This is a genomic window from Pseudomonas sp. YL2 (genome assembly GCF_023063025.1).
In the GTDB taxonomy this organism is placed as follows: Bacteria; Pseudomonadota; Gammaproteobacteria; order Pseudomonadales; family Pseudomonadaceae; genus Aquipseudomonas; species Aquipseudomonas putida_A.
Genome location: NZ_JAJSLU010000014.1, coordinates 136,159 through 163,157, shown reverse-complemented (window position 1 = coordinate 163,157; position 26,999 = coordinate 136,159). Strand labels below are relative to the sequence as shown.

Sequence of the window (26,999 nt, the reverse complement as noted above, 5' to 3'; positions counted from 1 at the left end):
TACTCAGGCCAGTTCAAGCTCGGCATTCGCAGCAGTCGCAGGCACCACCGCCTGACCGCTCAACGCGAGGTCAAGCAGCTCACGGTTGGCCACGGCGTACATGGCGTAGTCGGTGCCGCTCGCAGCACGGATTTCCACCAGCATGGCGCGCCAGCGCTCGATCATGCTTTCGTGCTGTGCCATCCACAGCGCCAGGCGTGCTTCCACGTCCTGAGTGCCGTCGCCCTGTTGCAGGACGGAGATGGTGATCGCACGTTGCTGCCAGTCCACATCGTCACGGAACGCTTCACGGGCCAGGGCCTGCCAGTTGTTTTCAACCGGCAGCGCGCTGATCTGTTGCAGGTACCAGGTGATGTCCAGCGCACTGCCCACGGCGAAGTAGGCCTTGGCCACTTCGGCCGGATCCTGGCCAGTGACGTCGGACGCTTCGATGATCGGCAGCAGGGTGTACAGGTGCGAGGTACCCGCCACCATACGCGCCAGCAACTCCGGCACACCGGCCGCGACGTAAGCCTGATAACGCGCCTGCCAGTTTTCACGGATTTCGCCGCTCAGCAGTTCGTCGAGCTTCAGACCCAGCTCCTTGAGGTGCGGACCGAAGTGCGCGACGTCACGGGCAGCGTTCTGCTCGTTGCGACGGGCACGCAGGAACCAGCGGGTAGCACGGCGGCCCAGACGCATCAGCTCGTCCATCAGCTCCAGTTGCACGTCAGCGGAGACCTGATAGTCCAGCGCTTCGATCTGACGGAACCAGTGCGGGAGGTGGAAGATGTCACGCACGATCACGTAGGCGCCGGCCACGTTCGCCGGGCTCATGCCGGTCGACTCTTTGAGTCGCTGAACGAAGGTGATGCCCATGTGGTTGACCAGATCGTTGGCGATCTGGGTGCTGACGATCTCGCGCTTCAGACGGTGACGACGCATGGCTTCGGAGAACTTGCTGACCAGGGTCGGCGGGAACGCCGTTTCCATGTCGCGGGTCAGGTAGTCGTCGTCCGGCACCAGCGAGTTCAGCAGCTGTTCCTTGAGGTCGATCTTGCTGTACGAGATCAGCACCGACAGCTCGGGACGGGTCAGGCCATGGCCTGCCGCAACGCGCTCGTTGATCTGCTCTTCGGTCGGCAGGAACTCGATGGCACGGTCCAGCTTGCCACGGCCTTCCAGATCGCTCATCAGACGCTTGTACTCGGCAATGCGCTCGTAGGCACGACGCGCCGCCAGGGACAGGGCCTGGGTCTGCTTGTAGTTGTTGCCCAGCACCAGACCACCGACTTCGTCGGTCATGCTCGCCAGCAACTGGTTGCGTTGCTTGTCGGTCATGTCGCCGGCCTGAACCACTTCGTTCAGCAGGATCTTGATGTTCACTTCGTGGTCGGAGCAGTCCACGCCACCGGCATTGTCGATGAAGTCGGTGTTGGAGCCGCCGCCATTCAGACCGAATTCCACGCGACCCAGTTGGGTCATGCCGAGGTTACCGCCCTCGCCCACGACTTTGCAGCGCAGCTCGTTGCCGTTCACGCGCAGTGCGTCATTGGCCTTGTCGCCCACGTCGGCATGGCTTTCGGTGCTGGCCTTGACGTAAGTGCCGATACCGCCGTTCCACAGCAGATCCACCGGCGCCTTGAGCAAGGCGTTCAGCAGTTCGGTCGGGGTCAGCTTGTCGGCCTTGATGTCGAAGCGTTCTTTCATCTGCGGCGAGATGGCGATGCTCTTCGCGCTGCGCGAGAAGATGCCGCCGCCTTCGGACATGATGCTGGTGTCGTAGTCGGTCCAGGCCGAACGCGGCAGGTCGAACATGCGCTGACGCTCGACGAAGCTGGTCGCCGGGTTCGGGTTCGGATCGATGAAGATGTGCATGTGGTTGAACGCGGCAACCAGTTGCAGCTTGTCCGACATCAACAGGCCGTTACCGAATACGTCACCGGCCATGTCACCGACGCCGACCACAGTGATGCTGTCTTCCTGAACATTGATGCCGCGCTCGCGGAAGTGGCGCTGTACGCCGACCCACGCGCCCTTGGCGGTGATGCCCATTTTCTTGTGGTCGTAACCGGCGGAACCACCGGAGGCGAACGCGTCCCCCAGCCAGAAGCCGTAGTCGATGGCGATGCCGTTGGCGATGTCGGAGAAGGTCGCAGTGCCCTTGTCCGCTGCCACCACCAGGTACGGGTCATCGTCGTCATGCCGCACGACGTTGGCCGGCGGTACCAGCGCGCCGTCTTTCAGGTTGTCGGTGATGTCCAGCAGACCCGAAATGAAGATGCGGTAGCAGGCGATGCCCTCGGCCGCGATCTCGTCACGGCTGCCGCCCAGTGGCAGACGACGCGGCAGGAAGCCGCCCTTCGCACCCACCGGCACGATGACCGAGTTCTTCACTTGCTGGGCTTTCACCAGACCGAGGACTTCGGTACGGAAGTCTTCTTCACGGTCGGACCAGCGCAGACCACCGCGCGCAACGTTGCCGAAGCGCAGGTGCACGCCTTCGACACGTGGCGAGTAAACGAAGATTTCGAACTTCGGTACCGGCTTCGGCAGCTCAGGGATCGCGTGCGGGTTGAACTTGAAGCTGAAGTACGACTTGTTCTGGCCGTTGGCATCAGTCTGATAGAAGTTGGTACGCAGGGTGGCTTTGATCAGGTCCAGGTAACGACGCAGGATGCGGTCTTCATTGAGCACCTGAACATCGTCCAGTGCGGTCAGAATCGCCTGCTCCAGACGCTGTTGCTTGTCTTCCAGATCATCGCTGCCCAGCTTGCGCGCCAGGTAGAAACGGGTCTTGAACAACCGGGTCAGCTCGCGAGCGATGTCGGTGTGGTTGTTCAGGGTGCTGGCGATGTAACCCAGGTCGAAGCCCAGACGGATCTGCTTCAGGTAACGCGCGTAGGCACGCAGCAGCGCCACGTCGCGCCATGGCAGACCGGCGGTCAGCACCAGACGGTTGAACGCATCGTTCTCGGCATCGCCACGGACGATGTGGACGAACGCGTCCTGCAGGGTGTCGTTGAGTTGCTGGATGTCCAGCTCCAGACCTTCCGCCGCGGTGAACGCAAAGTCGTGGATCCAGAACTCGCGGCCGTTGGTGTGGCGCAGACGGTACGGGAACTCACCCAGCACGCGCAGGCCGAGGTTTTCCAGAATCGGCAACACGTCGGACAGCGCCAGCGGGGTATCGGCGTGGTACAGCTTGCAATGCAGCTCGCGCTGACCGGAAACCTGGCCCAGCGGCTGATAGAAGCTCATTACCAGCGGATTTTTTTCGTTCAGGCTCAGCAGGTGCTGCATGTCGACCACGGCCGAATGCGCCGCGAAACGCTCACGGTAGCCGGCCGGGAAGCCTTTCGGGAAATCCGCCAGCACGTTGGTGCCGTGGGCTTCGCCGAAGCTTTCGACGGTCAGTGCCGCGTAGTCGTCCTGCCAGCTGCGGCAGGCCTGTACAACTTCTTTTTCCAGCAGCAGCGGATCGATGTCGATGCGGTTCTTCGGATCGACGCGCAGGATCAGTTGCACGCGAGCCAGCACGGACTCGGAGAAGAAGGTCCAGAACTCGCAGTCGGTGGCCTTCAGGCGCTCCATCAGCACCTGCTGGATCTTCTGGCGCACTTCGGTGGAATAGATGTCGCGCGGCACGTAGGCCAGGCAGTAGCAGAAGCGACCGTACGGGTCTTTGCGCAGGAACACGCGGATCTTGTTGCGTTCCTGGATCTGCACGATCGACATCACGGTGCTGAACAGTTCGTCGACCGGAGTCTGGAACAGGTCGTCACGCGGCAGCACTTCGAGCACCTGCGCCAGTTCCTTGCCCAGGTGAGCCTTGGACTGGAAGCCGGAACGGCGTTCGATTTCTTCGACCTTGCGACGGATGAACGGAATGACCCGCACGCTCTCGCCATACACCGAGGAGGTGTACAGGCCCATGAAGCGGTGTTCCTTGATGACGTTGCCGTCAGCGTCGATTTCACGGATCGACACGTAATCCGGGTAGGCCGGACGATGTACACGGCTCGGGTGCGCAGCCTTGGCGAACGACAGCAGGGTCGGTTCGCGCAGGTAGTTCACCGCGTAGTCTTCGATGTGCCGGTCTTCGTTGGTCAGGCCGGTGCGCAGCAGTTTGGTCAGACCGAGGAAGGAATTCTGGTCGTATTCGATGTGGCCGCCATCGGCCTGATCGACAACGGTGAACTCTTCGTAGCCGAGGAAGGTGAAGTGGTTGCCCACCAGCCATTCCAGGAAGCTCTTGATTTCGGTCTTTTCGTCGGCATCGACGGCGAATGCGCTGTGATCGAGCTTGGTGAGGATCTCCTGCACCTTGGCCTTCATCGGCTCGAAATCAGCGACCGCGACGCGCACTTCACCGAGCACCTGCTCCAGCTCTTTGCTCAGCACATTCAGTTCGGCCGCGTTGGCGCAGCGGTCGATTTCCAGGTACATCAGCGACTCGTGCAGCACGCCTTCGCCGGTGCTGCCCTTCGGCAGGATTTCCAGCAGCTCACCCTTGCTGCCACGACGTACGCTGAGCACGGTGGTCTGCAGGGTGTGGATGCTGTAGCCGCGGCGGTTCAGCTCGGTGCGGACCGAGTCGACCAGAAACGGCAGGTCGTGGTGCAGCACTTCGACCGCGGTGTGGGTCGACTGCCAGCCGTGGCGTTCGTAATCAGGGTTGTAGACGCGCACTTGCGGTTGCGCGTGATCGAAGCGCTCAAGCAGGCGCCACGCGGAAAGAGTACAGCCAGCGAGGTCGGAGAGGCGACGTTGAGTCAGCTCGTCCAGGGAAATGATGCCGAAGAATTGTTCAGCGAACAGCGCCACTTGTGGCAGTGCCTGTTCACTGATGTGCTGCGCCAGTGCCGCTTGCAGTTGGTGCTGGAAGTCGGCTTTGCTGGCTGCGGTGAAGAACGCCATCTGTGGTACTCCGCTTAAGCTTGTTATTGATGGAAAGCGTCGCGTGCAACACCCCTTGCGGGGCTTGTGTCGCCCTGTTCCTGATTCTCGGGCAGAGGAAACAGGGGGACAGGTGGGTGAAGCTGGACGAGACACTCAGGTCACATTCACCTTCCATTGAATGGGCATCTGCAAAAACGACTGTCGAGGCTGCCGACAATGTCTTTACGGGTGCTCATCCGTTGCGCAGCTTAATGGGTGCGACAATGTGTCTGCTTGCGGTGCTGCGACATATTCGGTCATTGGCACGTAAACGCGGCCCCGCGCACCGGTAAACATTAGCAGCCAAAGAGAATTTTCGCGCTTCAGGTGGCCGTTCAACAGGCAAGCGCACCTGAAATGACCGATTACCTGAAATTCGTTCCTGCCGCACCTATTCCTCTTTGGAAAATCACCAGCCAAAGCTTACACAGCCTTCGATTGTTCGCACCTAAAAACCAATAAAAACAACAAGTAGAAACACACTAAAGAATCCTTACAAACTGACAAGAAATGTCTCACATAATTTGAAGACCGAATTCCTACAGCACGATTTGAACGCAAAAATCGGCAGTGCTATCTATATAAGCGCACCCCATAAAAAACCAGACGTCAGTTATCAGCCTGACCCACGGAACGGGTCTCTATCAAAGAAAGGAATCAACACATGCGACAACTTGAACTTCCGACAACAATAATCTACGGCGATGGCTCCTGGGAAATCATCAATTTGAACCCTGGCACCATTCGCGGAGATATTCTCAAGAATTATCCGCTGGGCAACCCGATGCATGGGCTCACACTGGCGATAGAAAGTGACTATCTGGAAAAAAAAGCACAATTTAGAACAAGGCTTGCAAATAGAGTTAAACATTATAGACAGCAGGCACCCACCGCTGACCCACCCTACTCCCGATACATGGCTAAACAAAGCCACCAACATTGTCAATGAATTGCTTTTTCAAAAAAACACCGAGCTGCAGCAAAAATTAAGGGATATTAAAACGTCGCAACAATATGCGAAGTTACAAGCCACTTACGACGCCATGCTTCTGAACGAACAAATCGCAAATCTTCAAGACCGCCAGACCAGGCTGTATGCCGAAATAGCTCGGCGACAGGCCGAGGCCCTCGCCCAACAGCAGGTTGCCGAAGCGGCGCGACAAGCTGAAGAGGCGCAAAGACAAGAGCAGGCCCGTCAGGCTGCTCTGCGACTGGAGGAAGAAAAACAACGGATCGCTGCCGAAGCGGAGGCCAAACGTATTGATGACTATAAACGCGCGGTGGCTTACGTCGCCGACGCGAACAAATTCATCCTCGAGAAATACGGCGCCAACCTGCATCAAGTGGTGATGGATCTTCAAAAGGATGTATCAGGGAAAAAGATCAGGAGCTACAACGAGGCGCTGCGAACGTTCGAGCAGGTGCGAACCAACCCGAATGCAAAGCTCAGCCCGCAGGATACCCGTGCGGTTGTCGACGCACTGAACGCGCTGGACAAGGCGTCCTACATGGACAGTGTCAATCGGCTCGCCAAAGGATTTGGCGTAACCGGAAAAATCGTGCAGGCGCATTCTGTTGTGGAAAAGGCAATCATCGGTTTTCAGGATGGAAACTGGAAACCCCTGTTACTCGAATTCGAAAGCACTGCCGCAGGAGCCGGAGCAGGGATGCTGGTCGCTCTCATAGCACCACCAGTGCTAGCTGCTTTTTCGTTTCCACCCGTAATTGCTGTAGTCGCTACCGGTCTCCTCGTGGCTGGCGTTGCCGCTTTACTCGATGCCAAAACCGTAGAAAAGATAAATGACACAGTATTCACGCTAGTTGAAACGACGCCAGCGCATTAATACTCTGCCTGCCGGTTCAATTAATTGAGCCGGCCACCAAACAAGGATTACACGGTGCACAACACTCCTGAGCCATCCATATCAACCGCATGTTTTATATCCATGCTGGCGCCGATCCTCCTCATCAACCTGATAGTTCCAATCATTAACGAGCACCATCCTATGCTGCTCGATTCTGCTCTACAAAACTATCTGATCGAAAACATCGGCTTCTGGTCATCCAAACTCCCTCTAAGCTCCAGGATAACCACGAATTACATTGCGGTATTTGCGCCAATATTCAGCTTAATATTCCTGTACCGATGCTTTAAAATATCCGACCAGATATTTGAAAGAGCAAACAAACTTTCACTCATAAAATATTCCTTATCGCTCATTGCCCTGCTTTTATTTTGCTCTATCTTCACCTATGAAGCTTATTTAAACTCCACCGACCTCATGAGCCGCGACTCAAAACTGAGGATCATGGGTCAGAATTTTCTATTCTATTCAACGTACTCTTCAGGCGTTTTTCTTTTCGTATTCTTACTCCCCCCGATTCTCTTTCAGCTCCTGTTTTACGTTCCTTACCGCACAATCATGCACTTTAGAAAACAGCCCTCAGAACTCAAAAAAGATTCAAGGCAAAATCCTCAGGAACCACCTCGAAGAAAAAAAGGAAAGCAGCCACATTGAGCTTATGCCTTCCCTTTTTCCTGGGCCGCTTAGCCCCCATAAACATCAGTCAGGCAGCTCCTCGAACGCCCTGAATTTGCTCACGGTGGCACAGTCGTAACACATGGTTTTCAGGATCAATTTATCCATGCTGGCGTCGATATTGCTGGAGTCACACTCTCGGCAAAACAGCCTCAAATGACCGAGCAGGTCGCTGTCAAAAGCTGCACGGGAGAAGAACTGCGGCACCAGTTCATCGCGCCAATACATTCCCGGCGACTTGGAAAACCCGGCACCGCTGTCCTTGAGCACTACGTCGTACAACAGCCGATGCAACGCCGATTGCGGTACCCGCGAATCACGGTGTGCGTTTTTGCGCCAGTTCCGAGTCAGGGCATCCTGAGCGGTCCCGAGCATGTTGCGCGGGATGGTGTTGGACGCGTGATTGCGACCTTTGGAGTTGCCGGTGGCGTAGAAGTGCGCAGCGTTTTTTACTGCCAGGCGGGCGAAGTAGTAGAGCTGGCTTACGGAAAAATCCTGCAGGAGTTGCCCCACAACCGTTTCGGCACGCGCCTCGGCCGTGAACGAAAAACTGACTTCGTTGGCCAGCACACGGATGTATTGAAGCGATTCTTCTCGGGCCAGATCGAAAATCAGCCCGTAGAGTTCGCTCTTCCAGGCGATCTGAATCTCGCCGGACAACTCCTGATAAAGCGCCAGGTACAGACTTTCCCGATTACAGCGCGCAACGCCGCCGAGTGCCACATTAGGCTGCCAGCGCACTGCAGAATAGTCACTGATACTGCAACCCTCAGTGCGATCGAAGGCCCTGATATCAGAGCTCGTCGCGACCGTTAACACGCCAGCCTCGTGCAGACTCTTCAATCTTTCCTCGCTGGCCTCGACGCTCGGTGCCAGATGTTCGCTTCGGGATGTCGCGCTCAACGGCGCGATCCATTCGGGATGGCTGCCATTGCCATCGTCAAGCAAGGCCAGCAACGTCAGTTTCTGCACAAACCCAAGGGTCGAATACGGCACCGCGGGACTCGGTACACCGAAGCGCGATTCAAGTTCGCGTCGATCACGCTCTGCCTGCGCCGCCAATTGTTGCTGATGAACCTGGCAACATGCCGGGCAAGTACACGCCATGCGTCGGCCATGGCGGGCGGATGCTGAGTATCGGTGCTCGCACCGTATGCATTTGTAAGGATGACGCTGCGAGACCGGAGTGCCCCGGGCGTGCCGACGCACCCACATCGGCACATCGCAATAAGGGCACTTCAGATCCTGACTGACAATCGGCGGCAAAACCTTGAGCAAGCTGCGGACAGTGGCAGGGATCTGATACTCGGCCAGAAGCGCAGCGCTTTTTTCCCCGTCCAGATATCGCTGATAAATTTTCTCGATCTGATCGTCGGACAGGTGTGCAATTTCCTCAGCGCGTTCGAAATACGGATGCATCTAAAGAGGTCCTTTTTTTAGTTTGTGTTGACGCACTCCTTTGCGTTCGAACCGCAAAATAATGACAATCGTGGCCATAAAACAAGCGAAAAAGCAGAAAATGGCTGCCAAGTTCAAACAAGTAATTTTTCCTGCAGCGTCCTCGGAAATTTCAACTCTCAACCCAGAATTCATCTGTCGGAATTTTCCTTGTTCATTGATTCCGCCAGGTTTCTCGCACCCTCTTGTTGCAGGCATCAATGAAGCGACCCACGCAAGAGAGCAGCGCGAATGCGCCAAGGCTGGCAAAATCGCGCTTTCGATTGCACTTAGCGCCCGTCGGCCAGGAATTCCCCCATGCAAATGACCACCGCCCTACTGATCGTCAACCCGTGCGACGACGAAGAAGACAACATGGCCATGCTCTGCTGCCACAGCGACAAGGGCGACATGTTTCTGATGAGCCGTTATCCGGACGAGGACGCGCTGGAGATCACCCTGGATGGCGAGCCTTCGACGCTGGATGGCGTGAAAGTCACCCTGAGCAAGACCCTGCTGAAGATCGAGATCGCGGCGGCGGATGCCGATGCGTTGAATGGCGATGATGTGCTGGAGATCACTTTCAATCCGGATATGGTGGATCTGCCTGAAGTTGAAGAAACCCTGAAGAATATTCTGGATGGCACCGGGACCTATATCAGCCAGATTTGATATCGGCTGGACTGGCCTCATCGCGAGCAGGCTCACTCCTACAGGTATGGTGTACGACGATCCATTGTAGGAGTGAGCCTGCTCGCGATAGGGCCGGTACCGGCAACCAATCACTCCCCTGCTACAAAATTCCAACAAATCCCCCAGTCATTTCCCGCACTTTGCGCAAAATGCCGTTAGTCGCCACCCCCCTCGATGGATTAAAGTAACGCCCCCAGCCCCGGCGTTATCCGAACGCCTGCGGCCACCCTTTCCAGGAACAGTCACCGATGGAACATCGTGAAGCGCTGCTGGCGCTGCGAACCTTTCTTTCAACACAGATTCTCGGCCAGGAAAAACTCATCGAGCGTTTGCTCATCGCCCTGCTCGCCGACGGCCACATGCTGGTCGAGGGCGCTCCGGGTCTGGCCAAGACCAAAGCGATCAAAGAACTCGCCGAGGGCATCGAAGCCCAGTTCCATCGCATCCAGTTCACCCCGGACCTGCTGCCGGCCGACATCACCGGCACCGAGATCTATCGCCCGGAAACCGGCAGTTTCGTGTTCCAGCAAGGGCCGATCTTCCACAACCTGGTGCTGGCGGACGAAATCAACCGCGCCCCGGCCAAGGTGCAATCGGCGCTGCTCGAAGCCATGGCCGAGCGTCAGGTCAGTGTCGGGCGCAGCACTTACGAGCTGTCGCCGCTGTTTCTGGTGATGGCGACGCAGAACCCGATCGAGCAGGAAGGCACCTACCCGTTGCCCGAAGCGCAGCTCGACCGCTTCCTGATGCACGTGAAGATCGGCTTCCCGGATGCCGCCGTCGAACGCCGGATCCTGCAGCAGGCCCGTGGCGAAGCGCTGAATGGCGAAACCAAGCCTGAACGCCGGGTCAGCCAGCAGGCGATCTTCGCTGCGCGCAAGGAAATCCTCGGTCTGTACATGGCCGACGCCGTGGAGGAATACCTGGTGCAACTGGTCATGGCCACGCGCACCCCGGCCAAGTTCGACCCGGAAATGGCCGAGTGGATCGCCTATGGCGCCAGCCCGCGCGGCTCGATCGCCCTCGACCGCTGCGCCCGGGCCCACGCCTGGCTGGCCGGGCGCGACTTCGTCAGCCCGGAAGACATTCAGGCGGTGCTGTTCGACGTGTTGCGTCACCGCATCATTCTGTCGTTTGAAGCCGAAGCCGCCGGCATCGATCAGGATCGGGTGGTGCAGCGGATTCTCGACGTCGTAGCCGTCGCTTGACCCCCATGAACGCCCCCCTGCCGTCCGAACCGGGCATCCGCATCAGCCTCACCGATCTGATCGAGATGCGCCACCGTGTGCGCGAAGTGCAGCTGTTTTCCACACCCAGTCAGCGCAGCCCGCTGATCGGCCTGCATCACTCGAAATTCCGTGGGCGTGGCGTGGACTTCGATCAGGTGCGGGTCTATCAGGCCGGCGACGACGTGCGCACCATCGACTGGCGCGTGACCGCGCGCACCCAGGAGCCGCACACCAAGCTGTTCCATGAAGAACGCGAGCGACCGATTTTCATCATGGTCGAGCAAAGCACGCGGCTGTTTTTCGGCTCCGGGCTGATGTTCAAGTCAGTGCTCGCTGCGCAAGCGGCGGCGTTGATCGGCTGGGCCGCACTGGGCCATAACGACCGGGTCGGCGGGCTGGTGTTCGGCGACAACGAGCACTACGAAATCAAACCGCGCCGCAGCAAGCAGAGCCTGCTGCAATTGCTCAATCGTCTGGTCAAAGTCAATCAGTCGCTGCACAGCGAACGCGAGCCGGACCGCGACGCCCTCGGCGTGGCGCTGCGCCGGGCGCGTGAGGTGTTGCGCCCGGGCAGTCTGGTGATCGTGATCTGCGACGAGCGCGCGCTGTCCGACAGCGCCGAGCAGCAACTGAGTCTGCTATCGCGTCATTGCGATCTGTTGCTGCTGCCGCTGTCAGATCCACTGGATCACGCCCTGCCTGCCGCCGGGCTTTTGCGGTTCGCGGAAAGAGGCGCACAACTGGAACTCGACACGCTGAATTTCGAGCTGCGCCAGACCTATCGCGCTCAGGCCGAGGCACGCATCGCCCGTTGGGAATTGCTCGCGCAAAAACTGCGGGTGCTGTTGATGCCGCTGAGCACGCAAAGCGAAATGGTCGAGCAGATGCGCGAGTTCCTCAATCCGCAGCGCCCGGGGAGCAGTCGATGAACGGCCTCGAACAACTGCAACCGCTGATTTCGCCGCCGCCGATCGACTTCTGGCCGCCAGCGCCGGGCTGGTGGCTGCTGCTTTTATTGCTGCCGCTGCTGGGCTTCACCGTGTGGCGTTTGCGCCGGTTCATTCCGACCAGGAAACGCCCGATCGTGCGCGCTGAACAACCGCTCGACCCCGTGCGCATCGCCGCACTGGCCGAACTGGCGCAGATGCCCAAACCCTACGACGGCGCACCGGCCGGGGCCTGGCTGCAGCAGCTCAACGGTCTGCTCAAACGCCTGTGCCGCAACCACTACCCCTACAGCCAGAGCCACACGCTCAATGGCCGCAAATGGCTGGCGTTTCTCGACAACCGCTGCCCGGCCGCCGGCCTGACGCGCTGGATGGTGCTGGTCGAAGGCGCCTACAAACCCGAATGCAAACTCGACGACAAAGCCATCGCCGGCCTGACCCAAGCCGTTGAAACCTGGATTCGCAAGCATGTTTGAATTCGCCTGGCCGTGGATCTTTGTGCTGTTGCCGCTGCCGTGGCTGATGCGCCTGGTGTTGCCGGTGGCCGACAGTGGCGAGCCGGCGTTGCGCGTGAGTTTTCTCTCCGACCTCGAAGGCCTCGCCCGTCGCCGGGCAAGGGCCAATCTGCCGGCATGGCGTCAGCAGGCGCCGTTCCTGCTGCTGTGGCTGTTGCTGCTGAGCGCCGCGGCGCGTCCGCAATGGCTCGGCGAACCGTTGCCGATTGCCGCCAGCGGCCGCGATCTGCTGGTGGCGGTGGACGTGTCCGGTTCGATGGACTTTCCCGACATGCAGTGGCAGGACGAAGACGTCAGTCGCTTGTCGCTGGTTCAGCATCTGCTCGGCGATTTCCTTGAAAGCCGTGATGGCGACCGCGTTGGTCTGATCCTGTTCGGCAGTCAGGCCTATCTGCAGGCACCACTGACGTTTGACCGGCATACCGTGCGCGTCTGGCTCGATGAAGCGCGCATCGGCATCGCCGGGAAGAACACCGCCATCGGCGATGCGATCGGTCTGGCGTTGAAGCGCCTGCGCATGCGTCCGGCACAAAGCCGGGTGTTGATTCTGGTCACCGACGGCGCCAACAACGGCGGCGAAATCGATCCGCTGACCGCAGCGAAACTGGCCGCCAGCGAAGGGGTAAAAATCTACCCGATCGGCATCGGCGCCGACCCCGAAGACAGTGGCAGCACCGGCCTGCTCGGGGTCAATCCGAGCCTGGACCTTGACGAACCGGCCCTCAAGGCCATCGCCAACGCCACCGGCGGCCAATACTTCCGCGCCCGCGACGGCAAAGAGCTGCAAGCGATCCGCGACACCCTCGATCAACTCGAACCGGTGACTCAGCAACCGACCCAGGCGCGCCCGGCGCAAGCCTTGTATCAGTGGCCGCTGGCCTTTGCCCTGCTGCTTAGCCTGTTGCTGGTCGCCCGCGAATTGTGGCCGGACAACCCGCTGCAACGCCTGTTTACCAAGGAGCTGTATCTGCAAAGTCCGCTGCCTGACTGGCGTGAGCGTCTGAAACGCCTGCGTCTGCGGAGGCGCCGATGATCGCGCTCTGGCCGCACTGGTTCCGCCCTTGGTGGCTGCTGCTCCTGCCGCTGCTGGGCTGGCTGATCTGGCAACTCTGGCACCGGCAGAAACGCGCCGGACGCTGGCAAATGATTCTGCCGCCGGCGTTCCACGCGACGCTGCTCAGCGGTGGCAATGGCCGCGCCAGCAAGCTGCCGTGGGTTGCCCTTGGCGTGGCGTGGCTGCTGACCATCGTCGCCCTGCTCGGGCCCAGTTGGGAGCGCGTCGAACAGACCAGCCAGAAACCTGCCGACCCGCTGGTCGTCGTTCTGGAGCTGACCCCGGAAATGCTCGCCACCGACTCGCCGCCAACGCGACTGGAACAGGCCCGGCGCAAGCTGTTCGACCTGTTGCAGGCACGCAGCGATGCGCAGACCGCGATCGTCGTCTACGCCGGCAGCGCGCACACGCTGGTGCCGCTGTCGGATGACCTGGCGACCAGCCACAATCTGCTCGACGCCCTCAAGCCCTCGCTGATGCCGGAAAGCGGCCATCGCGCTGATCTCGGCGTGAGCAAAGCATTGGCCTTGCTCAAGCAAGGCGCGCTCGGTCAGGGACGGATTCTGCTGATCGGCTCCTCGCTGACCGAAGAAGAACGCCAAGGCATCCGCCGCGCCCTCGGCCAGCAATCGGCACAACTGCTGATGCTCGGCATCGGCACCGCTGAGGGCGCGCCAATCGCTCAGGAGGACGGCAGTTTCCTCAAGGACGAACAGGGCGCGATTCGCGTGCCGCAACTTGACAGCCCGGGCCTTGGCGCATTCCTCGCCAGCGTCGGTGGCGAATATCACAGCGCGCGTCTCGACGAATCCGATTTGCGCGCCCTCGGCCTGCTCGATGGCCCGCGCAGCCTGCGCGACGATGGCCAGACCGTGCGCCTCGACACCTGGGCCGATCAGGGTTACTGGCTGTTGTTGCCGCTATTGCTGCTGGCCGCCTGCGCCGGACGGCGTGGCTGGTTGTTCTGCCTGCCCTTGCTGCTGTGCCTGCCGCAGCCGAGCTACGCTTTCGACTTCGAAGACCTGTGGCTGCGCCCCGATCAACAGGGCCTGCACTTGCTCAAGCAGAAACGCCCGGCCGATGCTGCCGAACACTTCGAAGATCATCAGTGGCAAGGGGTAGCGTTGTACGAGGCCGGCGATTACAGTGGCGCCGCTCAGCGTTTCGCCGAAGGCAGCGATGCCCGCGCCCACTACAATCGCGGTAATGCGCTGGCGAAAAGTGGTGAGCTGGAAGCCGCCATCGATGCCTACGAGCAAGCACTGGAACTGCAACCGGACTTGCGCCCGGCGCTGACCAACAAGGCCTTGGTGGAAAACCTGCTCAAGCAGAAGAACACGCCGCCACCGGCCGAACCACAGCCGCAACCGGCGCAGCCAAATGTGCCCGGCGATGAACCACCGCCAGCGACCACGCCGCCACCCGCGGTGAAAAGTGACACCCCGAGCGAGGCGCAGCCCGGCGAGCCGGCCAGCGAACCGCCACCGACCACCCCGCCGCAGCCAGGCCCCAACGAAGTGCCGGGCAGCGATGAAGCGGAAGAAACCGACACCGTGCCAACGCTGCGCCCGAGCGAGGACAACCTCGAAGGCGAGCAGCGTCAGGCACTGGAACAATGGCTGGGCAAGATCCCGGACGACCCGGGCGAACTGCTGCGACGCAAATTCTGGTACGAACAGCAACAACATCAGGATCAGGAAAACACTCGATGACCCGTTTCACCGCTCTCTTGCTGCCCCTGCTGCTCTGCACGGCCACCGCCCAGGCGGCCGAGCTGACGGCCAGCGTGGATCGCAGTCGCCTGAACTCCGGCGAGACGGTCGAACTCACCCTCGAAACCAGTGATGTCACGCAGTTCGGCAAACCCGACCTGACACCGCTGGAACCCCTGTTCGAGGTGCGCGGCACACGTCAGGTCAACCAGTTGAACACCCTCAATGGCGACAGCCGCGCCACCACCCGCTGGATCATCACCCTGCTGCCGAAAGAAAACGGCAGCGTGGTCATTCCACCGCTGCAACTGGGTGAGGTGCAGAGCCAGCCGATTACCGTGCAAGTGGTCGAGAGCGACACCCGCGAAGAGAAGAACAACCTGGATCCGGTGTTCATCGAGGCCAGCCTCGACCAGTCCAGCGTGTACGTGCAGGCCCAGGCGATCCTGACACTGCGCATTTACCACTCGGTGTCGCTGTACGACGACAGCAGCCTCACCCCGCTGCAAATCGCCGACGCGCGCATCGAGCAACTGGGCGACACGCGCACTTACGAGAAAGACATCAACGGCGTGCGCCATGGCGTGATCGAGATGCGCTATGCGATCTACCCGCAGCACAGCGGCTTGCTGACCATCGCCCCGCAGACCTTCAGCGCCACGCTGGTCGACACTCAGCCCGCTCAGGACGCGACCGCGCAAGGCCCGAAACCCGGCAAGCTGCTGCGCGTCAGCTCCTCAGAGATTCCGCTGACGGTCAAACCGAAACCGCTGACCTACCCGGCCGATGCGCCGTGGCTGCCCGCGCGCAGCCTGAGCCTGAGCGAAAGCTGGAACCCCGAGCCGGATCACCTTCAGGTCGGCGACTCCCTGACCCGCAGCCTGACGCTGAAGGCCGAAGGCCTGGCCAGTTCGCAGCTACCGGCCCTGCCCGCCACAGAGGCCAACGGCCTGCGCCGTTACCCGGATCAACCGGTGCTGAGCAACCAGAGCGGCGAGCGCGGCCTGATCGGCAGCCGTGAAGAACGCGAAGCGCTGGTGCCCAGCCGCAGCGGCAGCATCGAACTGCCGACCGTCGACGTGATCTGGTGGAACACCTTCGAAGATCATCTGGAACACACCAGCCTGCCGGCGCGCACCCTGCAAGTAGCGAACAACCCGAGCCTGCAGGTCGACACCCCGGCCGGCACTCTGCAAGTGAGCGCCATCGATAACGATGTGTTGTGGTGGTGGAAACTCAGCACCCTGATCCTCGCCTGCACCACCCTGCTCGGTTTCGGCCTGTGGTGGCGTGCGCGCTGGCAACCGGCGGTGCATCGCGCCGCCCAAACCGGGCCGAGCCCGCGCACCTTGCTGGACGACATCAAGCGGGCGTGCCAGGCGAATGATCCGCAAGCGACGCGGCAGGCGATGGATGCATGGGCGCGGCAGCAGCCGGAGACTTTGGCAGATATGGCGGCGCGGTTTGTACCGTTGTCGGATGCGCTGGATGGGCTCAATGGCGCGCTGTACAGCGAGACGGGGCAGCATTGGCAGGGTGAGGATTTGTGGCGGGCGATCCGTACCATTCCGGCGGCGGAGCGGGTGCAGGATCCGGTGGGTGACAGCGGGTTGCCGCCGCTTTATCCGAAGTAAACCGCAAAAGATCGCAGCCCGCGGCAGCTCCTACATTTAGTCCGTGTAGGCGCTGCCGCAGGCTGCGATCTTTCAGGCGTTGGCGGTGTTATGAGGTTTGTTCACTTTCCGCCGCTTCAAGCAGTCGTGTCTCACGCATGCCCAAACCACGGGACAACGCTGTAGCTTCGTAGAAGATTTTGCCGTTGAGCTGATCGGCGACACCATCGCTGTTACCGCCGGCCGGGCCACGGCCCCAGGTCACGACTTCGCCGCTGGAGGTCAGCGCGGCGAAGGCATGGGTGTTGCCATAAATGGCGCGGACGTTGACCAGTCTGGCCGCAATGGCATCCGGGATTACACCACCTCGATCAGCTACTCCCCAGGCTACAACGGTGCCGTTGGCGCGCAATGCGGCAAAAGCAACTCCTCCGCCTACCACCTGGACGATGTCAGTCAAAAGTGCAACCTCCGCCGGAATTGCGTAGTGTCCCCACCCCACTACACGCCCACTGCTCAGCAGTGCAACGAATGATGCATTGTTACCCGTTACCGTCCGGATATCCGTCAGTAATGCGATCGGCGCAGGAACGTTTCCGCCATATGTCCCTCGCCCCCACGCAACAACGCTGCCATTGCTGCGTCGCGCGGCAAAGGCGCGTTCGGTTCCGCTCAGTTCCACAATGTCTGTCAGTACCCCAATCGTGCCAGGCACCGCCCCCCCCTCGTAGGAGACTCCCCAAGCCACCACTGAACCATTGGAACGTAGGGCTGCGAAGGCATAAGCGTTAGCGACTATATCAACGATGTCAGTCATTTTTCCGATGGACTCCGGCACATTACCTCCGTAGCTTTGGTGCCCCCAAGCGACGACCGAACCATCGGCCCGAAGCGCAGCAAAGGCGTAGGTGTTGCCAATCACTTTGACGACATTCCTTAGTGTAGGTATCGGCTGTGGAAGCGTTGCCCCCAAACCGGGATTTCCCCACGCCACCAGACTTCCATCGCGACGTAGCGCACAGAACACATAACCGTTGCCGCTCACTGCCACGATATCCCGCATAAGACTGACCGGTTCGGATACCAATCCTCCGTCTTCTTTGCGTCCCCAAGCCACCACCCCGCCACTGGCCTGACGTGCCGCGAAGGCATAACCGCAGGCACTCAGCGATATGGCATCGGAAATGGCCGGTAACAAATCTCCTAAATTTCCACCCCGACCAGGGCTGCCCCATGCCACCAGGGCCCCACGCTCAGTCCGTGCCGCAAAGGCCGCGTTGTTTGCTCCCTCGCCGGATATAAAATTCCCGTTCCCGCACAGGTTCTGCGGATTGATTGTCACCTGATCATCACTGATCCGCACATGCAGCAGCCGATCCGGTCGAGTGTCACGGAACGTCGTGCCACTGACCTCGCCCTCCTCGCCGTTATACCGCCACCAGGCCTTGACCGGCTGCCGGGTGGTTGCATCCAGCGCGGTCAACCACGCAGTCCCGCCGCCATACATCTGGTAATTACCCCGCGAGCGCGCGCCCATCACCAGCAACCGGCCTGTCCCCAGCGACGCACGCACGTCATAAACCGCCACCCGCGAATACTGGCGACCACCGGCCTGACGCACCACGGTGCAATCCAGCGAGATCTCCCGCCCGACGTTGGCCAACACCACCGACTGCGGCACGCTGATCAGTTTGTCGCGCCCCGCTTCTCCGCTCTCCACGCGAAACGGCACGATGGCGGTGCCGCCTCCGGCAACGCCGATCCAGCGGATCTCACCGCTGTCGCCCACCCTCAGGCCATACGCCGCAGCCAGACGCACGGTTGCACCTACCGCTGGCACCGCGCTCGCATCAATCTGGTCGCCGCGCGCGTCGTCAATTGAGGGCGGATCGAAATCCAGCAGGGCATTGCCGACCCGCAAGGTCAGTGGAAATGAGTAACCCAGGGTCTTGCCGTCACGCACAATGAAATAGTCGATGACAATCCGGCGATTGAGGTTGTTGGTCACAAACTGTTTAGGCACCGTGAACGGCACTTCCTTACCCGCAGTTTGCGTTGTAAGACGCAGTGAGCCACTGGTGCTGCCGTTACCGCCCGTACCGCGCCAGCGATAATTCACCAGGTCTTCGGGCAGTGTCTGCAGATACGGCACAATCAATTTACAGCCCAGCGGTGGGACGGCTTCCGGATCGATCAACGACGTGCCAGGCACCGCCTCTTCAACGCGCGGCGTCACGAACAGCGGTTGCACTTCGCCCACCTGCATCTCGAACGGCAACGACTCGCGCACGTTGAGTGTCGCCTCATCATCATTGGCGACGGTATAGAACACCGAGACCTGCAAGCCGTCGAAACGCTGGATCTCCGCGTTCGAGACATTACGCAACACCGGCTCGTCATCCGGCACATCGCCAACCGGGCGCGGGTCTTCGTAATAGACGATGCCACCGCCGGGACGCGTGGCCTCCCAGATCAGCGTCAACAGGTCACTGGCGGCGCGTCCGGCAAACCATGGAATGCGCACGGTGGCCCAGCGTTCGTCCGGGTTCAGCGTACCGGTAGGGGCTTCGTCCACCGTAGGAGACGGCAGTCGGAAGGTCTCCCCCGTCACCGAGATGCCGACGGTCTTGGACGGCCGATCGGCCGCGCCCGTTCGCTTGAGTATGTAGGAGACACTGGCCCGGCCTTTGGCAATGGCTCGCACCTTGTCGTTCGGAACAGTGAACACCAGCGCAACACCGACCCGCGTCACCGGCAGCTCTACCGGGCCATGGTTGATCGGTACGCCCTCGGCGTTGATTCCTCGCCAGGTCAAGGCGACGACATCCTGCTCCTGGAAGTTGCCAGCGGGGGTATTGACCAGAACGTTCACGTCGTCATCGTTCAATTCGTCGAGGTCGATTTCGTAAGTCTGCGGATCGGCCTCCAGCACGATAGGCGCATCGAGACGATTTCCTTTCAGATCCACCACGACTCGGGTTTTCGCCGACCACAGGGAACGTGGATCGGGATAGTTGCCACACTCATCGATCACCTGGTACATCACCATCACCCCGGCGCTGTCGCCCGCCTCTACGATCAGTGCTTGATCGATGGTCACGATCAGCGGGTTGTCGTCAGGGTCGTCAATATGCTTTTGCTCGACATAGACCTCTTTCTCTACTCTGCCCCACGCCACTTTGACGCGGTCGTTGATGCGCATGAAGGGGTACGGCAGGATCGTGATCGGCACACCCGCCGCGGCCTCCTCGGGGCCGACGCCGTTATCGATGATGCTTTGGGGAATGTGGTAGCGCAGGTTCTGGTGGCCGGGCATTGACAGGTCGTCATCGAAGCCGCCGGGGCGATCCAGTTTGACGAAGAACCTTTGCAGCGGTGTTGACTCAGGTTCCTGAAACGGCCGGGTCACTCGATAAAAAACCGGATAGGCGTCCCCCCTGCGGATATGCCCCTCATCGATGACCCCTTTGACGATTTCGTTTTCATCTTCCGGCTCGATGTCTTTACTCCAGACCGGCTCCTGCAGGTCGCCCCAAAACACCTCAAGCAGATCACCCGCCTTCATGACCAGCCAGGGAGGCACCAGAAACTCGACGCCTCCTTCCACAGCGGGCACCGGCAAACCGCCATCATAGCCCTGCACGGGAGTCTTGAGTTTGGTGATCCTTATGGGCTTGAGCGCGTTCACGCCTGGATCAGAAGACGTAGAGGCTGATGGTGATTGCGTTTTCATACAAGCAACTCCTCAAGTGACAGAAAGCCCCGGCCTGACGCCTTGGCGACTGCGCTATCCCATCACCCAATGCTGTCTGCCAGCTACTGTCAGATCTGACAGTAGCGACAGACGGCATCGGCCACGACCTCCTGATCTTTCAAGCCTTTGGGCAAGTCCGCCCGTTTGCCAGTAAACTCCCCCCTCTTCAGCCGCCCATCATTTCCCCGCGGCCATCATCTCTTTCTGTAGCGGAGTCCACCTTGCGTCTGTTCCACACCTCCGACTGGCACCTTGGGCAAAACCTGCATGGCCAGGAGCGCGATTTCGAGCATGCGTGCTTTCTCGAATGGCTGCTGCGCCAACTGCAATTGGCGCAGCCGGATGTGCTGCTGATTGCCGGTGACATCTTTGACACGGTCAATCCGCCGGTCAAAGCCCAGGAACGCCTCTACGATTTCGTCGTCAGCGCTCACGAGCAGCAGCCGTTGCTGACCATCGTGATGATTGCCGGCAACCACGATTCCGGCTCGCGCATCGAACTGCCGGCGCCGTTGATGCGCCGCTTGCGCACCCATGCACTGGGGCGGGTGTTGTGGCTGGATGACGGCCAGCTCGACGCCGAACGGCTGCTGCTGCCACTGCCGAATGCCCAAGGCGAAATCGCCGCTTGGTGCCTGGCGCTGCCATTCCTGCGTCCAGCCGAGGTGACCGGTGCGCATCTGGGCGACAACTATCTGCGCGGTATCGGTCAGGTGCATGAATGGCTGATCGAAGCGGCGAATGCCAAGCGCCAGCCGGGTCAGGCGCTGGTCGCCATCAGTCACGCGCACATGGCGGGCGGCTCGGTCTCGGAAGACTCCGAGCGCAGCCTGATCATCGGTAACGCCGAAGCGCTGCCCGCCAGCCTGTTCGGGCCGAGCATCAGCTACGTTGCGCTCGGCCATTTGCACAAGCCGCAGAAGGTCAACGGTGAAGAACGCATCCGCTACAGCGGTTCGCCGATTCCGCTGTCGTTCTCGGAGATCGGCTATCAGCACCAGATTCTCGACGTCACCCTCGACGGCGAAACCCTGGTCAGTGTCGAACCAAAACTGATTCCAAGGTCGGTCAACCTGCAACGCATCGGCCCGGCGCCGCTGGCGGAGATCCTGCTGCAACTGGCCGACCTGCCGAACATCGATCTGCTCGCCGAAACCCAGCGCCAGCCATGGCTGGAAGTGCGCGTAACCCTCGACGAGCCGCAGCCGGATCTGCGCCATCAGGTGGAAAACGCCCTGCAAGGCAAAGCCGTGCGCTTGGTGCGGATCGCCGCCGAGTACGCCGGCAACCGTGGCGCTGAGGGCAGCGATGACGGCAGCGCGCTGGTCGAACTGGATCAGCTCACTCCGCAGGAGCTATTCAGTCGCGCCTGGCTCGACAACTATGGCAACGAGGTCGATGAGCAGACGCTCAAGGACTTCGCCGAACTGCTGCAGGACGTACAGATGGAGGGCGAGCAGCCATGAAGATTCTCGCCATTCGCTTGAAGAACCTTGCTTCGCTGGCAGGCCCGTTCGAGATTGATTTCACTGCCGAACCGCTGGCCAGTGCTGGCCTGTTCGCAATCACCGGGCCGACCGGCGCCGGTAAAAGTACCCTGCTCGACGCCCTGTGCCTGGCGTTGTTCGGCGCCGTGCCGCGCCTGAACAACACCGGCCGTGACGCCAAGGTGCCGGACGCCGACGGTGAAATCGCCACCGGCGACCCGCGCACCTTGCTGCGCCGTGGTACCGGTGAAGGTTATGCGGAAGTGGATTTCGTCGGCGTCGATGGCCGGCGTTACCGTGCGCGCTGGGAAGCCAACCGTGCCCGGGAGAAGGCCGGCGGCAAGTTGCAGGCCAGCCGGCAGAGCCTGCGCGACATCGATCAGGATCAACTGCTCGCCAGCCAGAAAGGCGAATACAAGACCCAGCTCGAAGCCGCGCTGGGCCTGAACTTCGAACAGTTCACCCGCGCGGTGCTGCTGGCCCAGAGCGAGTTCAGCGCGTTCCTCAAGGCAGATGACAACGACCGCAGCGAACTGCTGGAAAAACTCACTGACACCGCGCTCTACACCCGCCTTGGCCGCCGCGCCTTCGACAAGACCAAAGAGGCCCGCGAAGCGCACAAGCTGCTGCAGGATCAAGCCACGGGCGTCACCCCGCTGGCCCCCGAAGCCCGGGCCGAACTGGATGAGCGTTTCAACGCTGCCCAGCAACAGCTGAAGTTGCAGCAGGCGCAACTCAAGCAACTGGAACAACAGCACAGTTGGCTCAAGGATTTGCGCCAGTTGCAGGACGCGCAGCAAGCCGCCGCCGAGCAACTGCACAGTGCGCAGCAACAGTGGGAAGGTCTGGCGGGTGAACGCCTGAAACTGACGCGCCTGGAACAACTCGCCCCGCAGCGTCACCAGTTCGCGCGCAAGACCGAACTCGATGCGCAACTGACGCCGCTGGCGGCACAGATCGCCGCGCACACTCAGCAGCACGGCGAGCTCAAAGAACGCCAGACGCAACTGGAACAGGCGCTGGATGCGGCGAAAATCGCCCTGAGCGAAGCGCAGCAGCGGCACAGCGAAAGTGCCCCGCTGCTGCGTCAGGCCTTCGATGAGCAAAGCACCCTCGCCCGCCTCGCCAAGGACACCGCACTCAGCGCCGAGGCCCGGCAGTCCGCCGAGCAAGCCTGCACCGAAGGCCAGAGCGCGATTCAAGCGTTGCAGACGAAACAGGCCGAAGTCGCTGAACGCTTGCAGAAAATCGCCGCCGAGCTGGAGCAGAGTGCCGAACTGGCACCGCTCAGCGATGCGTGGAATGCCTATCGCGATCGCCTGCAACAGCTGATGCTGATCGGCAATCGCCTGAACAAGGGCCAGGCCGAACTGGCGACCCTCGAACAGAACGCCGCGCACAGCGCCGACGCGTTGGCCACGCAAAAACAGCAACTGGAAGTGCTGTTCAAAGAGGCCGGCGCCGAGCCGGATGCCGTCGCCGAGCAGATCGGTATCCTCGGCACTCTGTTGCAGGACAACCGCAAACAACTGCGCGCCATCGAAGATCTGACGCGGTTGTGGGCCAGCCAGCAGGAGCTGGAAAAACGCGGCGTAGAGCTGCAACAGCGCCTGCTTGATGCACAGCAGGAACGTGAACGTCTGACCCAGGACGGGGTGAAAACCAAGGCCGAGCTGACCGTCGCCGAACAAACCCTCAACGTCACCCGTGAACTGCTCGAACGCCAGCGTCTGGCCCGCAGCGCCAGTGTCGAGGAGTTGCGCGCGCAGTTGCAGGACGATCAGCCGTGCCCGGTCTGTGGCAGCAACGAGCATCCGTATCATCAGCCGGAAGCGCTGCTGCAAAGCCTCGGCCGTCATGATGAAAGCGAACAGGCCAACGCCCAGCAAGTGGTCGATCAGCTCAAGGAAAAGCTCATCGAACTGCGCGCCGAAGTCGGTGGCGTGATCGCTCAACAAAAGGAGCTGCTGCAACAACAGGAACAACTGGTCGCGCAGCAACAGGCACTAGCGCCGAGCCTCGACGCCCATCCGCTGTCCGCTCAGTTACTGAACCAGGACGCCGACAAACGCGACGCCTGGCTCACCCGGCAAAACGATCAACTGAATCAGAGCATCACCCAGGACGAACAACGCCAGAGCGCCCTGCTCACCCTGCAACAGGACGCGGCGCGTCTGACCCAGCAACTGCGCAATGCCGAAACCGCGCATCAGCAAGCGGCGCAGCACCTGAGCAACCAACAACGCGAACTGAGCAGCGACCGTCAGCGTCTCGACGAGGAACTGACCGCGTTCGCCAGCCTGCTGCCGGCCGACACCCTCGAAGCCTTGCGCGTCGAGCCAGCGGCAACCTTCATGCAGCTGGACCGGCAGATTGCCGAGCGCCTGGCGCAGGTCGAGCAGCAAAAAGAAGAGTTGGCCGAGCAGCAACAACGCCAGCAGACGCTGGAGAAAGAACAGGATCGCCAGCTCAGCCGCGTACAGCAGCTGCAAAGCGCCGAGCAGCAATTCAGTGCACTGGCCGAGCAGCAACAAGCCAGTCAGGAAAAACTCGCGCAACTGCTGGGCGAACACAGCAGCGCCGAGCACTGGCAGCAGCAACTGGAACAGGCTGTGGATCAGGCGCGCAACGCCGAAACCGGCACCGCTGCGGAACTGCAGAACGTGCGCACGCAACGGGTGCAGATTGGCGCCGAACTCAAGGCTCAGCAAGAACGCTTGCAGGCGCTGCAAAGCGAAAACGACGAACTGACGCAGAAGATTGCCGACTGGCGCGCACGCCATCCTGAGCTGGATGACGGCGGTCTCGAAGACCTGCTGCGCGTCGATGACACGCAGCTCAGTGAACTGCGCCAGCGCTTGCAGCACAACGAAAAAGCCATCGAACAGGCCAAGGTGCTGCTGCAGGAACGTGATCAACGCCTGGCCGATCATCAGGCGCAGCACAACGGCAATCTTGATGCCGAGCAACTCGCCAGCGCGCTCGCCGAGCTGCAGAACCAGTTCAACCTCAGCGAGCAACAGTGCGCCGAACTGCGCGCCGAACAGGCCGAAGATCAGCGCCGGAAAAACGCCAATCAGGCACTCGCGCAACAGATTGCCGACGCCTATGCCGAGTACCAGCGCTGGGCGCGTCTGAATGCGTTGATCGGCTCGGCCACCGGCGATACCTTCCGCAAGATCGCCCAGGCCTACAACCTCGACTTGCTGGTGCATCACGCCAACGTGCAGTTGCGCCAACTGGTCAAACGCTATCGCTTGAAACGCGGCGGCAGCATGCTCGGCCTGCTGGTGATGGATACCGAAATGGGCGACGAATTGCGCTCGGTGCATTCGCTTTCCGGTGGCGAGACTTTCCTGGTGTCGCTGGCCCTTGCACTGGGGCTGGCATCGATGGCCTCGAGCACGCTGAAAATCGAATCGCTGTTCATCGACGAAGGCTTCGGCAGCCTCGATCCGGAGTCGCTGCAACTGGCCATGGATGCACTCGACGGCTTGCAGGCGCAGGGGCGCAAGGTCGCGGTGATTTCCCATGTGCAGGAAATGCACGAACGGATTCCGGTGCAGATTCAGGTACAACGCCAAGGCAACGGTTTGAGCACACTGGAGGTGAAATGAACACGCTGTATTCGTTCCGCCGCTGCCCTTACGCGATGCGCGCGCGAATGGCCCTGCGTTATTCGGGCGTACCGGTGGAGATCGTCGAAGTCAGCCTCAAGGCCAAGCCGGCCGCGATGCTGGCGATCTCGCCCAAGGGCACGGTGCCGGTGCTGGATGCCAATGGGCAGGTGATTGATGAAAGTCTGGAGATCATGCGCTGGGCGTTGGCGCAGCATGATCCGGATGACTGGCTGCTCGGTGGTGATTCACGGATTGCCGGGGTGATCGAGGCTAACGATCAGGGGTTCAAGGTGCATTTGAACCGCTACAAGTACGCCGAACGCTATCCGGAGCAACCGATGGAAGTTTATCGGGCTGAGGGGGCGTTGTTTTTGCAGCGGCTGGATGGGTTGCTTGAAGGTCGGGATTATTTGCTGAGTGATCATCCGTGTCTCGCGGATATCGCGTTGCTGCCGTTCGTTCGGCAATTTGCGCATGTGGATCGCGAGTGGTTTGCGCAGACGCCTTATGTGCGGTTGCAGGTCTGGTTGCAGCGTTTCCTCGACTCCGAGCTGTTCACCTCAATCATGAAGAAATAACTTTCTCTTCTTGCTTGCCGAACACCTGTGGCGAGGGAGCTTGCTCCCGCTCGGCTGCGCAGCAGTCGCAAATCCATTCAACACGGATCATCAGAAATAGGGGATCGCCGCATTTGGGGCTGCTTCGCAACCCAGCGGGAGCAAGCTCCCTCGCCACAGTGGTTCGTGTTGTCTAGGCGAGTGCGTTGCACATGCCTAGTGCCATGCAATCCACTTCAAACGGCCCGAGAAAATCGACCTCAGCCTTGATTGGCGGATTGCCGGCCAGCAACCCTTGGGCGTTGGCCCGTTCGATGTTGTGCGCAATGCTGTGATTGGCCTCGATGGCACGCGCCAGCGCGCCGACCGAACCTTGGCCGAAGCCGAGTAACGCCGCACCATTGGTCATCAGTGCCAGACCGGCGATGACCCAGAGTCTGTAGCCTTTCATGCGCCGCCCACTCCTGTGAGTTCAGCACGATCAACCAGCACGTCTGCGCGGTGTTCGAACTGGATGCCGGGGTGTGCGACCTGGATCGGTGCGTCGAAGCTGTGTTGGGTTTGCGCGGCGATGCTGACAAACAGCACCAGTGCCAGGTAAAGACCGATGGCCAGATAGGCGCCGCGCTTGGCTGAAGTAATGATTGAACTGGCCATGATGTGCTCCGTGGGCATGTTTCAGTGCCGTCAGGATCAATCAAAAAAGCCGCAGTAACCACTCAGGGTTTGCCATAGTAAACATCAGCTTGGTTGATTATTTAGCCGGTCTATCTCGGTGTTGGAGAAAACCTATCGAGCGCAGATTTTTCGATCACACATACGTGTAGGAGCTGCCGGAGGGGGGGGGGTTTTTGTTTTTTTAGACAAAAAAAAGCAGGCCTCCGGGGGCGCCTCCAGGGGGGGGGAGGGGGCGCGGGGGGC

At 60.6% G+C, this 26,999-nt stretch carries 18 protein-coding genes; 13 read left to right on the top strand and 5 right to left on the bottom strand.

Translation table 11 applies throughout. The features are described from left to right. Positions 1-3: 3 nt before the first annotated feature. On the bottom strand, positions 4-4,899 hold the full coding sequence (locus LVD08_RS20035; protein ID WP_247269018.1) for an NAD-glutamate dehydrogenase: 4,896 nt from the start codon (positions 4,897-4,899) through the stop codon (positions 4-6). An 833-nt stretch (positions 4,900-5,732) separates the two neighbouring features. On the opposite strand from LVD08_RS20035, the gene LVD08_RS20030 reads away from it, so the two are divergent. Next, positions 5,733-6,764: a colicin-like pore-forming protein gene (locus LVD08_RS20030; RefSeq protein ID WP_247269017.1), complete on the top strand. Its 1,032-nt coding sequence runs from the start codon at positions 5,733-5,735 to the stop codon at positions 6,762-6,764. A 54-nt stretch (positions 6,765-6,818) separates the two neighbouring features. Continuing rightward, on the top strand, positions 6,819-7,439 hold the full coding sequence (locus LVD08_RS20025) for a hypothetical protein (protein WP_247269016.1): 621 nt from the start codon (positions 6,819-6,821) through the stop codon (positions 7,437-7,439). Positions 7,440-7,484: 45 nt separating this feature from the next. On the opposite strand, the gene LVD08_RS20020 is transcribed toward LVD08_RS20025, so the two are convergent. After that, on the bottom strand, positions 7,485-8,879 hold the full coding sequence (locus LVD08_RS20020; RefSeq protein WP_247269015.1) for a hypothetical protein: 1,395 nt from the start codon (positions 8,877-8,879) through the stop codon (positions 7,485-7,487). Positions 8,880-8,940: 61 nt separating this feature from the next. Here LVD08_RS20020 and LVD08_RS20015 point away from each other — a divergent pair, with 61 nt between their 5' ends. The 8 genes from LVD08_RS20015 to LVD08_RS19980 all read left to right on the top strand — a co-directional run bounded on the left by LVD08_RS20015 (position 8,941) and on the right by LVD08_RS19980 (position 16,681). After that, positions 8,941-9,225 carry a hypothetical protein gene (locus tag LVD08_RS20015; protein WP_247269014.1) on the top strand — a complete coding sequence of 95 codons (285 nt, stop codon included), beginning with the start codon at positions 8,941-8,943 and terminating at the stop codon, positions 9,223-9,225. Continuing rightward, positions 9,216-9,569 carry a hypothetical protein gene (locus LVD08_RS20010; RefSeq protein ID WP_247269013.1) on the top strand — a complete coding sequence of 118 codons (354 nt, stop codon included), beginning with the start codon at positions 9,216-9,218 and terminating at the stop codon, positions 9,567-9,569. The genes LVD08_RS20015 and LVD08_RS20010 overlap by 10 nt, the downstream gene beginning before the upstream one ends. A gap of 269 nt (positions 9,570-9,838) precedes the next feature. Next, positions 9,839-10,798 carry an AAA family ATPase gene (locus LVD08_RS20005; RefSeq protein ID WP_003218556.1) on the top strand — a complete coding sequence of 320 codons (960 nt, stop codon included), beginning with the start codon at positions 9,839-9,841 and terminating at the stop codon, positions 10,796-10,798. A 5-nt stretch (positions 10,799-10,803) separates the two neighbouring features. Beyond that, positions 10,804-11,748 carry a DUF58 domain-containing protein gene (locus LVD08_RS20000; protein ID WP_027613096.1) on the top strand — a complete coding sequence of 315 codons (945 nt, stop codon included), beginning with the start codon at positions 10,804-10,806 and terminating at the stop codon, positions 11,746-11,748. Beyond that, positions 11,745-12,242, top strand: a complete 498-nt coding sequence (locus LVD08_RS19995; protein ID WP_247269012.1) for a DUF4381 domain-containing protein — start codon at positions 11,745-11,747, stop codon at positions 12,240-12,242. Before LVD08_RS20000 ends, LVD08_RS19995 begins: the two co-directional genes overlap by 4 nt. Then, positions 12,235-13,314, top strand: a complete 1,080-nt coding sequence (locus LVD08_RS19990) for a vWA domain-containing protein (protein ID WP_247269011.1) — start codon at positions 12,235-12,237, stop codon at positions 13,312-13,314. The genes LVD08_RS19995 and LVD08_RS19990 overlap by 8 nt, the downstream gene beginning before the upstream one ends. After that, a complete protein-coding gene (locus tag LVD08_RS19985; RefSeq protein WP_247269010.1) occupies positions 13,311-15,047 on the top strand; it encodes a tetratricopeptide repeat protein in 1,737 nt (578 codons plus the stop codon). The genes LVD08_RS19990 and LVD08_RS19985 overlap by 4 nt, the downstream gene beginning before the upstream one ends. Beyond that, positions 15,044-16,681, top strand: coding sequence for a BatD family protein (locus LVD08_RS19980; protein WP_247269009.1), 1,638 nt, complete (start codon positions 15,044-15,046; stop codon positions 16,679-16,681). Before LVD08_RS19985 ends, LVD08_RS19980 begins: the two co-directional genes overlap by 4 nt. Positions 16,682-16,769: 88 nt before the next feature. Here the strand turns inward: LVD08_RS19980 and LVD08_RS19975 are convergent, their stop codons facing one another. Continuing rightward, positions 16,770-20,393, bottom strand: coding sequence for an RCC1 domain-containing protein (locus tag LVD08_RS19975; RefSeq protein ID WP_247269008.1), 3,624 nt, complete (start codon positions 20,391-20,393; stop codon positions 16,770-16,772). 242 nt (positions 20,394-20,635) lie between these two features. Here LVD08_RS19975 and LVD08_RS19970 point away from each other — a divergent pair, with 242 nt between their 5' ends. The 3 genes from LVD08_RS19970 to LVD08_RS19960 are packed head-to-tail and all read left to right on the top strand — an operon-like array spanning position 20,636 to position 26,099. Continuing rightward, positions 20,636-21,880: an exonuclease SbcCD subunit D C-terminal domain-containing protein gene (locus LVD08_RS19970; RefSeq protein ID WP_247269007.1), complete on the top strand. Its 1,245-nt coding sequence runs from the start codon at positions 20,636-20,638 to the stop codon at positions 21,878-21,880. Then, a complete protein-coding gene (locus LVD08_RS19965; protein WP_247269006.1) occupies positions 21,877-25,518 on the top strand; it encodes an SbcC/MukB-like Walker B domain-containing protein in 3,642 nt (1,213 codons plus the stop codon). The genes LVD08_RS19970 and LVD08_RS19965 overlap by 4 nt, the downstream gene beginning before the upstream one ends. Beyond that, the gene (locus tag LVD08_RS19960; protein ID WP_247269005.1) at positions 25,515-26,099 is read left to right on the top strand and encodes a glutathione S-transferase; all 585 of its coding nucleotides are present in this window, start codon (positions 25,515-25,517) and stop codon (positions 26,097-26,099) included. Before LVD08_RS19965 ends, LVD08_RS19960 begins: the two co-directional genes overlap by 4 nt. 172 nt (positions 26,100-26,271) lie before the next feature. Here the strand turns inward: LVD08_RS19960 and LVD08_RS19955 are convergent, their stop codons facing one another. Further along, positions 26,272-26,529 carry a hypothetical protein gene (locus tag LVD08_RS19955; RefSeq protein ID WP_247269004.1) on the bottom strand — a complete coding sequence of 86 codons (258 nt, stop codon included), beginning with the start codon at positions 26,527-26,529 and terminating at the stop codon, positions 26,272-26,274. Continuing rightward, positions 26,526-26,735, bottom strand: coding sequence for a hypothetical protein (locus LVD08_RS19950; RefSeq protein WP_202368446.1), 210 nt, complete (start codon positions 26,733-26,735; stop codon positions 26,526-26,528). Before LVD08_RS19950 ends, LVD08_RS19955 begins: the two co-directional genes overlap by 4 nt. Positions 26,736-26,999: the final 264 nt, after the last annotated feature.

Excerpts from the sequence above, each read along its gene's own strand:
- LVD08_RS20035 (WP_247269018.1), bottom strand. The coding sequence starts at position 4,899 with ATGGCGTTCTTCACCGCAGCCAGCAAAGCCGACTTCCAGCACCAACTG.
- LVD08_RS20020 (WP_247269015.1), bottom strand. The coding sequence starts at position 8,879 with ATGCATCCGTATTTCGAACGCGCTGAGGAAATTGCACACCTGTCCGAC.
- LVD08_RS20015 (WP_247269014.1), top strand. The coding sequence starts at position 8,941 with ATGACAATCGTGGCCATAAAACAAGCGAAAAAGCAGAAAATGGCTGCC.
- LVD08_RS20010 (WP_247269013.1), top strand. The coding sequence starts at position 9,216 with ATGCAAATGACCACCGCCCTACTGATCGTCAACCCGTGCGACGACGAA.
- LVD08_RS20005 (WP_003218556.1), top strand. The coding sequence starts at position 9,839 with ATGGAACATCGTGAAGCGCTGCTGGCGCTGCGAACCTTTCTTTCAACA.
- LVD08_RS20000 (WP_027613096.1), top strand. The coding sequence starts at position 10,804 with ATGAACGCCCCCCTGCCGTCCGAACCGGGCATCCGCATCAGCCTCACC.
- LVD08_RS19995 (WP_247269012.1), top strand. The coding sequence starts at position 11,745 with ATGAACGGCCTCGAACAACTGCAACCGCTGATTTCGCCGCCGCCGATC.
- LVD08_RS19990 (WP_247269011.1), top strand. The coding sequence starts at position 12,235 with ATGTTTGAATTCGCCTGGCCGTGGATCTTTGTGCTGTTGCCGCTGCCG.
- LVD08_RS19985 (WP_247269010.1), top strand. The coding sequence starts at position 13,311 with ATGATCGCGCTCTGGCCGCACTGGTTCCGCCCTTGGTGGCTGCTGCTC.
- LVD08_RS19980 (WP_247269009.1), top strand. The coding sequence starts at position 15,044 with ATGACCCGTTTCACCGCTCTCTTGCTGCCCCTGCTGCTCTGCACGGCC.
- LVD08_RS19975 (WP_247269008.1), bottom strand. The coding sequence starts at position 20,393 with ATGAAAACGCAATCACCATCAGCCTCTACGTCTTCTGATCCAGGCGTG.
- LVD08_RS19965 (WP_247269006.1), top strand. The coding sequence starts at position 21,877 with ATGAAGATTCTCGCCATTCGCTTGAAGAACCTTGCTTCGCTGGCAGGC.
- LVD08_RS19960 (WP_247269005.1), top strand. The coding sequence starts at position 25,515 with ATGAACACGCTGTATTCGTTCCGCCGCTGCCCTTACGCGATGCGCGCG.
- LVD08_RS19955 (WP_247269004.1), bottom strand. The coding sequence starts at position 26,529 with ATGAAAGGCTACAGACTCTGGGTCATCGCCGGTCTGGCACTGATGACC.
- LVD08_RS19950 (WP_202368446.1), bottom strand. The coding sequence starts at position 26,735 with ATGGCCAGTTCAATCATTACTTCAGCCAAGCGCGGCGCCTATCTGGCC.